Source organism: Streptomyces canus (genome assembly GCF_001514145.1).
GTDB classification, from domain to species: domain Bacteria; phylum Actinomycetota; class Actinomycetes; order Streptomycetales; family Streptomycetaceae; genus Streptomyces; species Streptomyces canus.
This window is the reverse complement of record NZ_KQ948725.1, coordinates 1-818: the sequence shown is the minus strand read 5'-3', so window position 1 is coordinate 818 and position 818 is coordinate 1. Positions and strand designations below refer to the sequence as shown.

At 68.6% G+C, this 818-nt stretch carries 1 protein-coding gene; it reads left to right on the top strand.

What is annotated here, in order from left to right; all coding sequences use genetic code 11:
• The first annotated feature begins 296 nt into the window (after nucleotides 1-296).
• On the top strand, nucleotides 297-788 hold the full coding sequence (locus tag AQJ46_RS51230) for a lamin tail domain-containing protein (protein WP_079072896.1): 492 nt from the start codon (nucleotides 297-299) through the stop codon (nucleotides 786-788).
• Nucleotides 789-818 lie beyond the last annotated feature (30 nt).

The window sequence follows — 818 nt, the reverse complement described above, 5'->3', positions numbered from 1 at the left end:
TTCCGGTGGTGGAAGGCCAGGGGTCATGGCGCATACCGGTCGGTGATCTGGCGGGGCGTCAACTTGGTGCGTACACCGCATAAATGGACGATGCATTCAAGAGTCACAGCAATGTGGATGAAAAGTAACGGACCGCCCGTATCGCGTTCACAATCTGCACAGCACGGCCATGGTGTGGATGTGCGGCCGACCGGCCGCCACCCGCACCCCGCACCGGCCCGTTCCGCCAGCCCCGCCAGGGGCGTGGAACAGGGCGGGTGCCCGTACAGCCTGGGGGCTTTGTGTCTTCTTCCACGGTGACCGCCCGTCGTCTGTCCGCCGCCGCATTGGCGGCTGCCGCGATCGTCGGGACGGTGGCGCTGCCGGCGTCGGCGGCCGACCACGCCCGGCCCGACCGGACGAAGGTGGAGATCAGCGCGGTCCAGTACGACGCGCCCGGCCGGGACGACCGCTCGCGGCGCTCCCTGAACAAGGAGTGGGTGGAACTCACCAACACCTCGCGGCGCACCGTCAACCTCGACGGCTGGAGTCTGAAGAACGAGGACGGCGACACCTACACCTTCGACCACTACCGCCTCGAGGGCCGCGCCACGGTCCGCATCCACACCGGAAGGGGCCACGACACCGACAACGACCTCTACATGGACCGCCACAACGAGGTGTGGGACAACCGCTCCGACACCGCCACCCTGCGCAACGACCACGACCGCTTCGTCGACGACGCATCCTGGGGCCGCCACCACCGCGGCCACGGCGGTCACCACCACGGCGGTGGCCACCACCACTGACCCCCCAGGCATCCGCCGCACCAGGTGATG